This is a genomic window from Prevotella sp. CAG:255, assembly GCF_000431195.1.
Lineage (GTDB): Bacteria > Bacteroidota > Bacteroidia > Bacteroidales > Bacteroidaceae > Prevotella > Prevotella rara.
In genome coordinates this window covers 57,980-66,155 of sequence record NZ_HF986767.1, presented here as the reverse complement: position 1 = coordinate 66,155, position 8,176 = coordinate 57,980, and the positions used below count along the sequence as shown (strand labels likewise).

General features: G+C 49.6%; 7 protein-coding genes. 4 read left to right on the top strand and 3 right to left on the bottom strand.

What is annotated here, in order from left to right; all coding sequences use genetic code 11:
• A partial coding sequence (locus QVO66_RS01455; RefSeq protein ID WP_288172430.1) for a hypothetical protein occupies nt 1-187 on the top strand: 187 nt, incomplete at its 5' end.
• Nucleotides 188-895: 708 nt separating this feature from the next.
• On the opposite strand, the gene QVO66_RS01450 is transcribed toward QVO66_RS01455, so the two are convergent.
• The 3 genes from QVO66_RS01450 to QVO66_RS01440 form a co-directional block, all read right to left on the bottom strand.
• A complete protein-coding gene (locus QVO66_RS01450; RefSeq protein WP_021853598.1) occupies nt 896-1,747 on the bottom strand; it encodes an MBL fold metallo-hydrolase in 852 nt (283 codons plus the stop codon).
• 21 nt (nt 1,748-1,768) lie between these two features.
• The gene (locus QVO66_RS01445) at nt 1,769-2,983 is read right to left on the bottom strand and encodes an L-serine ammonia-lyase (RefSeq protein WP_021853597.1); all 1,215 of its coding nucleotides are present in this window, start codon (nt 2,981-2,983) and stop codon (nt 1,769-1,771) included.
• Between the two features lie 512 nt (nt 2,984-3,495).
• On the bottom strand, nt 3,496-5,613 hold the full coding sequence (locus QVO66_RS01440) for a TonB-dependent receptor (RefSeq protein ID WP_288172429.1): 2,118 nt from the start codon (nt 5,611-5,613) through the stop codon (nt 3,496-3,498).
• Between the two features lie 997 nt (nt 5,614-6,610).
• On the opposite strand from QVO66_RS01440, the gene QVO66_RS01435 reads away from it, so the two are divergent.
• Genes QVO66_RS01435 through QVO66_RS01425 form a run of 3 tightly spaced genes read left to right on the top strand, consistent with a single transcriptional unit; the run spans nt 6,611 to nt 8,108 of the window.
• Nucleotides 6,611-7,258, top strand: a complete 648-nt coding sequence (locus QVO66_RS01435) for a hypothetical protein (RefSeq protein WP_288172428.1) — start codon at nt 6,611-6,613, stop codon at nt 7,256-7,258.
• 13 nt (nt 7,259-7,271) lie between these two features.
• Complete coding sequence (locus QVO66_RS01430; protein WP_021853594.1) at nt 7,272-7,835, top strand: cob(I)yrinic acid a,c-diamide adenosyltransferase; 564 nt, start codon at nt 7,272-7,274, stop codon at nt 7,833-7,835.
• Between the two features lie 51 nt (nt 7,836-7,886).
• Complete coding sequence (locus tag QVO66_RS01425; RefSeq protein WP_021853593.1) at nt 7,887-8,108, top strand: DUF2795 domain-containing protein; 222 nt, start codon at nt 7,887-7,889, stop codon at nt 8,106-8,108.
• Nucleotides 8,109-8,176: the final 68 nt, after the last annotated feature.

Below are 8,176 nucleotides of genomic sequence, written 5' to 3'. Positions count from 1 at the left end.
TTTCAGAGTTGAGTCCCTGACGTCAGTTATGATGTCAGGGACTCTTTTTTTGTTTGGCCCCACGGAGTATGAGACTTATGAGACTAATAAGACTAATGTGACTTATGGCACGGATAGGAATGATATGATGATGGAAATCATTATTTTACCCCCAATCGCTTTCTATGTTCAAATCCAAATATTTTAGCTATCATTTTTATAATTATGCAGATATCCGATATTTAGAAATGGAAGGTTTTCTGTAGTGATATCCAATGCATGAAGTGCTGCACTTGCAGGCCATGGCAATAGGATATGCGTGAGTGCAGGTGAAATGGTGAGTCCAATGAGGTTTTATTAATGTTTCTGCCTTAGGCGGCAGATAGCTAGGCGGAATAGAAATGAGAATTGTTCAAAGATAGTTAGTTCTTGCGCTGTTTGGCGCTTATACCGCATATATCTAGACAACATTTGATAATTCCTTATACGAGCAAATAATTAGGCGGAAGGACGTTTGAGGTTGCCTTGGCTGTGTATATAAGGAATATAAGAGTGATGAAACAACTGAATCCGGACGAACAGCTCAATATAAAGCTACAATTATCGAGGATGCTTATTGGCAGATTTTCATAAATGATTCCGCCTGCCTGACCCTATGCAGAAATGCTTTATTAGTCAGGCGGGCGGAAGCGTATTTCTTTTCTGTATTATATTTCTTGGCTTATGCGCCGAATATTATATTTTGATATATAGCTTATTGTGGTTAGATTTATGCATTTCCTTAGGCCTTAATCATATTTTGTTTACGGCGGATTTGCTTTATTGTTTTTTTCCCGTTCTGTTATTCTGTCCGAATATTGCTGTTTAATATCCTCAATACGATAGTTTTGTTTCTTTCTGAGGCATTTTAAACGCATTACAACGGGATTATGCCAGGCAGGGGGATATGCATACCGGCAATGTCTATTTTATGCTCTCTGGCGTAATTCAGAATGCGCTTGCGTGTCCTTATTGCCTTTTCTTTGTCCATATCGTATGAGGCGCAATATTCGGGATGGCTTAGCTGGAGTGCCATTCCGTGAATTATGTCGCCTGCAACCAATACTTCATTGTCTACATTGTAGATGGTATGGCCGGGAGTGTGACCGCTGCCATCAAGCGCAATTACGTTGCCGGGAAGAGTGTCGCCAAACTCGAAAAGGTGCAAATGCTTTTCGTATGCCTTCATTGTCTTCACGACCTGAGCCTTTGCTTCATCCGGCATTTTCATCCAACTTTCATATTCTTCACGTGAAGCATAGACTTCTGCATTGGTGAACACAGGCTTGTCGCCCTTCATCATGCCGCCGATATGATCGCCGTGAAAGTGTGTGAGATAGATGAACTTGATGTCTTCAGGCTTATTGCTCAGGGCCGTAAGCAACTGGCTGTCCGACTTTCCGAGTCCGGTGTCGAACAGTATTGTTGCTCCTTCAGTCTTGACCAATATGGCATTAACAGACGACTTGATGCCGTTGCGTATGCCAAGGCTGTCAATAAGGCTTTCTGGTATGTCGCCAAAAAGACTCAGCGGCATTGTACGTTCAGCCTTGTTGTCCCTGATACAGGTAACCGTAACTTCGTTTACCTTGACGGTTTCTGATATAGTTGCTTGGTCTGCCATTTTAGGTTGACTGATAACGACATTCTCTTCTATGTTGCCACCATTTGCCGCATGCGGCACAATGGCTGCCAGCAGCATGACACATAAAGCTAATGGCTTGTTCATCGCTCCGCAGTCTTTATGTTGTCACTTAACGATATTAAAGCCCTTAGCCAGTCCGCCTTCGCTTGTCTCCTTGTAAAGAGAAGGAATGTCGTGGCCGGTGTGCTTCATCACGTCTACTACTTTGTCGAACGAAACGCGGTGGATGCCGTCTGAGAATGCTGCATACAGGTTAGAGTCGAGGGCTCTTGCTGCAGCGTAGGCATTGCGCTCGATGCACGGAATCTGCACAAGTCCGCACACTGGGTCGCACGTCATGCCGAGGTGATGCTCAAGACCCATCTCTGCTGCATACTCAATCTGCGACGGGCTGCCGCCGAACAGCTGGCATGCTGCTCCTGATGCCATGGCGCAAGCAACGCCTACCTCTCCCTGGCAACCTACGTCGGCTCCTGAGATTGAGGCATTCTTCTTTACGATGTTGCCGATAAGTCCGGCTGTGGCAAGGGCATGAAGTATGCGGGTGTCATTGAAGTTGTGACCTCTCGAAAGATGATACAACACGGCTGGGAGCACACCGCTGGCGCCGCAGGTGGGAGCTGTTACGATGGTGCCGCCCGAAGCGTTCTCCTCGCTTACAGCCAGCGCGTAGGCATAAACCAGACCTCTCGACTGCAGCGACTGCTTGTAGCCTGAAGCCTTGACATAATAAGTGGGGGCCTTGCGGGTGAGATTGAGCGGACCGGGCAAACGTCCTTCGTGGTTAAGACCACGCTCTACTGCCTGCTGCATCATATGCCATACCTCGAGAAGATAGTCCCAGAAACCTGAATCCTCACACTGGTCGACATATTCCCAATAGTTGCGTCCCGTCTCGTAACACCAGTTCATGATGTCGCTCATGGTGTTCATGTCGTACACCTCGGGCGTATTGAACATGTCGTCGCGGCCCTTGCCTTCAGACAGGGCGCCTCCGCCGATGCTGTAGACGGTCCACTCGTCTGCCACTTTATCTTCATCGGCATAAGCAACAAATTTCATTCCGTTGGGATGATAGGGCAGAAACACCGACGGCTGCCAGTCGATTTCTACCGGAGCCGCTGCCGACAGCACTTCTATGATGGCCGTGTCTGTCATGTGGCCTTTGCCTGTGGCTGCCAGACTGCCGTATAGAGTAACCTTAAACTGCTTGGCTGAAGGGTTCTTCTCCAAAAAAATCTTAGCTGCTTTCTGCGGCCCCATTGTATGACTGCTCGACGGGCCTTTACCTATCCTATATAATTCCCTTAATGATTTCATATCTTTGTTTTCTTAATGTCTTTGCAAATATAATAAGAAAACACGTTAACGGCAAAGCCCTGCGGCGTTTTTATGCAACGGTCTTGACATGAATCATGACAGAGGTTATGGCCAACCGCTATTCATGCGGTACGAAAATGTGCCCCTGCACGGCGCTTTATGCAGGTGAAAACCCGAAAACGCTGACATGCAGGGGCGCTGTATCTAATCCAAAATCTGTCATTCTGCCGCACATTGCTTTATCTGTTTTGTGCATCCATGCTTTCAGTCAGCCTTTCTGTTTCTATTGAGCGGATTTTCGTCAGACTCTTCTTGACTTGGCCCTTTGTGCCTGCAAAATGACTGACGAAAATCCGCTCGATATAAGGCAAAAATACGGACGGAATACTAATAACGCTTCGTGCTAAACTATTTGTCCGGCAGCCGTACCGCCTTAGCTTGCCATGAACGGCATAAGCGGAATGGCGTGGCTGCGAGGGCGGCTAAAGGCTGTAAGGACACCTTGCCGGAGATTATCTGATACCGTTGTCGTTGTCGCTGTTGCTCAGCCTGCGCTGGTCGGCCTTATACTTGCGTCCGTGGCTGAAGTTGTACGACAGAGTGAAATATATCATGTTGCCGTTGTCCTTTATCTGCGTAACTCCCGTGTTCTTATAATAGCGGCTTGTGGTGCTGCTCTCGTATATGTTGCCCTGCGCATAGCCTACGAGGATGCCGCCGACGCCCACCTGAAGGTTCTTGTATTTGTAGCTTACGTTAAGGTTGAAGTTGCGCTCGCCTCCCGTCATGCTCTCGCCGAAGAAACTTTTCGGAGCATTGTATATGTCGGCCGACGCGCTCCAGTTGCCCAGCATCAGATAAGCCGAAGCCCTCCAGCGCCATGCGTTGAAGTTGTGCGAGTAGCTAAGTCCGCGGCTTTCGTATCTGTTATAGCTGCCATACAGCGCTATGTTGAGCACGTTCTTTATCGGGCGCAGTATCAGGTTGGCCGCAACGGTTTTCTGTGTGAAGCTCTCCTGGTTTTCAGGTCTTGCTGTTATGACGTATGTTCCGTCTTCCTGCATCACCGGGCTGTAGGTGTTCATGATGATGTCGGGCGCATAATACCAGCTGCCGGTAAGGCGGAAGTCGAAGAAGGGCATCGACCAGCTTACCATAAGACTGTTGTTGTAAGAGTTGTATGGCGTCAGATTTCTGTTGCCGTCGTAGGCCACAGCCTCGTTCATATACTGCTTTACCTCCGTGAGCTGCGACAGCGACGGCATGTTCTGTCCCATGCTTCCGCTGTATCTGATGAATACATTCTTTATCGCACTTGTCGAGAGGCTAAGCTGCGGCCTTGCCGTCCATTTGTTGAATCCTGTCTCGCCCTGATGTATCGATGTGTAGCTGGCACCTATGCCTGCCTGATAGTTTATCACGCTGAGATTGCCCTGCAGCTGCGCAAACATATACAGGTTGTCCGAGTTGAGGTGTGCGTCGGTCTCATTGGTGCCCGAGTAGTCGTTTTCGGTCCTGCTCACAGAGTATCTCGCCCCAGCCGTGAAGGCTGTCTTCTTCATGGTCTTGGTATACATAGCCTCGCCTATCAGCGAGTATTTGCGTCCGTCGGCAATGTAGCTGTAGTCGCTCAGCGGCTCTGACTTGACCGACTGCTCAGGCGACTCGTTGAAGAGATAGTTGCTCATCAGGTATTTGTAGTCGGTGCCGATGTACGTGCCCACAAGGTTTGCCATGATGTTCTGGTTGTGCGGCAGGTTGACCGAGTAGTAGATGTCGAGCGACGGCGTGCGGTCTTTGTTCACCACCTTGTTGTAGAGATACCTGTCGGGCTGCCCCGTCTCCTGCACCAGTTGGCGCATGTCTCTGTTGGGACTGTTGTAGTTGTTGTAGAATAAGCGCACGTCTAGTACATACTTGCCGGGGTCGGCCAGGCTGTAGCCCAGCTGCAGATTGTTCATCGTGTACATGAAATCAGAGTTGTAGCCTATATAGTTTACGCTCTTCTGCGTTCCGTCGGGCAGATAGTAGGTGCTGTTGTTGCTGATGCTGCGCTCGTCGTAGCCGCGGTAGCTGAATCCGTAGTTAATGCTGAACTCCGACTTCTTGTAGTTATATTTAAAGTAAGCGCTGCTGTTGTTGAATCCCGTGGCAAAGGCCTGCATCGTGCTTGCTCCGCCCACGTAGCCCGCGCTGCGCCGCTTCACCACATAGTTGATCACGGCCTTCAGTCCGCTGTCAGAGTATCTTATTCCTGGGTTGTCGATATATTCTACGCGCACCACCTCGTCGGGCCTGAGCGCCATGATGTCCTGCGTGCTGGCCACGATGTCGTTGATGCGCACCTGCACCGAGCCGCCCTCCATGCTCGACACGGTCTGCATCACGGGGTCTACCCTTATGCCGTCGAGCGTCATGAGGTTGAGCAGTTCAAATCCGTTCGACGACGCCTTCACCATCTCCTTCGTAGGTATTATCAGCTGCCGGTCAACCTTCTTTATCACTCTCATGCCCTTCACCGTTATTTCGCCCAGTGTCAGCGTGGTGTCCACCTCGAGCGAGTCGGTCTGAGCCGCGGCTGTTCCGGCCGTGCATGCCATAAGGGACAGTATTAATATTATGTTTCTCATGTTATTACGATTTTGTGGGGTTGCTTGATGTGTTGTCTGCTACGGTAAACATATGTTGCCGCTGCCGCTTTAGTGCGGCGTCAGCTTTTGGCTGCAAGCTGAGTTTGTGTTGCCTTGCTTCAGTCAGTGCCTTTCGCTGTTGCCATGTGTCAGCCGCCTTCATGTGGGCGTATGCCTGTGTTGCCATCGTTCATAGTCTGCCGTTTTTAGTTAAACCTAAATAAAATATGTCTGTATCTTTATGCCGGTAAAATACTTACATACCGCAAATATATGCAATTATTCTGAAATTGGCAAGTGATATTGTCGTTATTGTCGACATAATGTCGGATAAGGTGTGTTATAGGTGTCATACAGATACTTAATATCTTCAGCCTGTGCAAAAATGAAATTCTGTGGATGCAAACAGAAAGGCCGTCACCATGCCCGGAGAGGCGCTTTTACCGGCAATGAAAACATCGTAAGCGATGCAACCGGCACGCCCTGATGGCCGTTTGGGATGACGGAAAATGCTGCCGCTGTAACGCCTTGATATTCAATGTGTTGCAAAAGACCACCTTTTAGCGTGCAAAAGACGGCCTTTTAGAGGCTGAAAGCATACCTTTTAGGAGCCGAAAGGTGGCCTTTTGGCTGGGCCGCGCACGGCCTGATGGGCGGCAGGGGCAGCCTGCGCCACGTCAGTGGCGTTACGTCGCGCAGTCGGCGGCCTTGCAGATGCTTTCAGTGACTTTTGGTGAGGTCAGACGGCTGCAAAGTGATGTATTATCACAGAATGTCGCATTTTTTTGAATAAAAATGCTTTTTTCGAATAAAAATATATATATTTGCATATTACAACACGGCAACGGCGCAATATGAAAAACAACTTTGCTGTTGGGTGGCTTATGCTTTGTCAGTGTATGGCACCGGTGTCTCCGGGCATTGTTGCCGGCGGCAGGTTAGCGCCAATGCATGCTGTATATTATATAATGTGTCCGACTTTGGCAAAGGCGATAACATGATGACTACAGATAAGACGACATACAGTGCGGCAAGTTCATGCGGCAAGCTGCGGCGCATGCTTGTGTGGCTGAGCCGCATGCGCCATAGCCGCGGCTTTGGCGTGCAGTCGCCGTGGGCCTACCGCATGGTGCGCTATGTCATCAACGAGCATTATCCCTATTACGCCTACGACGACCTGGCGCTGAGCTATCCCGGCCTGGGCGTGGTGGAGCGCAAGATGTGCGAGCTGTGCCTCAGGCTTGCCAACAGCGTGCAGCCCTCGCTCGTTGTCAACTTCGACGATGCCGGCGGCGCTTACGGCGCATATTTCGGTGCCGGATGCCGCAAGGCGCGCATCGAGAGCGTCAGTTCGGCCTTGTCGCCCGTGCGCCTTTCCGACATGATTGGCGGCTGCAGCGGCCGCTTTGTGGCAAGGCTCGTTCCCTGCAGCGGACTTGCCGACCAGCTGGCCTCCATATGCAGTGCGGCCCGTGCCGGTTCGGCGGTGATGGTTCACGGCATACATTCCGACAGCAATGCGCGCGGCGTATGGCGGCGCATAGTGAGCGATGAGCCCGGCGTGGTTACGTTCGACCTGTATTACTGCGGACTTGTGTTTTTCGACGAGAAACGTTATAAACAAAATTACATAATTAACTTTTAAATCCATTATGGCTATGAAGATGACGAAGGTATATACAAAGACCGGCGATAAAGGCACCACAAGCTTGGTGGGAGGTGTCAGAGTAGAGAAAACAAACGCACGCATTGAGGCCTACGGCACAGTCGACGAACTCAGCGCCCATCTCGGCATGCTGGCTTCTTTCTTGAAGGATGGCGAGGACAAGGAATTTATCTACAGAATACAGCGCAACCTCTTTACCGTATGCTCGTATCTGGCCACCGACAAGACACAGACAGCCCTTGCGCCGTCGTACACGCTTAATCCGGAAGAAGTTACAGCCGTCGAGGAGGAGATTGACATCATCACGGCCAACATACCTCCGCAGACAACGTTCATCCTGCCCGGAGGATCACACGGAGCAGCCCTTGCCCACGTGTGCCGCACGGTGTGCCGCAGGGCAGAGCGCCGCATATTCAAGCTCAACGAGATGACCGAGCTCGACCCCGAGGTGCTGCAGTATGTGAACCGTTTGTCGGATTATCTTTTCGTATTGGCGAGAAAATTAAACTTTATTTACGGAGTGAGAGAAAAAATCTGGAAGAAACCTTGCAAATAAGAAAAAATATAGTACTTTTGTGGGTGATTAAAAACGTAAATTTTAAAGGTTATGTATTGGACACTTGAATTAGCTTCAAAACTCGAAGATGCACCGTGGCCCGCAACAAAAGACGAGTTAATCGACTATGCAGTCCGCTCGGGTGCTCCTCTGGAAGTGCTGGAAAATCTGCAGGAAATAGAAGACGAGGGCGATGTTTACGAGAGCATCGAGGATATATGGCCAGACTATCCTACCAAGGAGGATTTCTTGTTTAATGAAGACGAATATTGATTTAATTTGATAAAAAAGGGCAGCTCAGAGAAAAAGAGCCGCCCTTTTGCATACAATAAAATTGCATG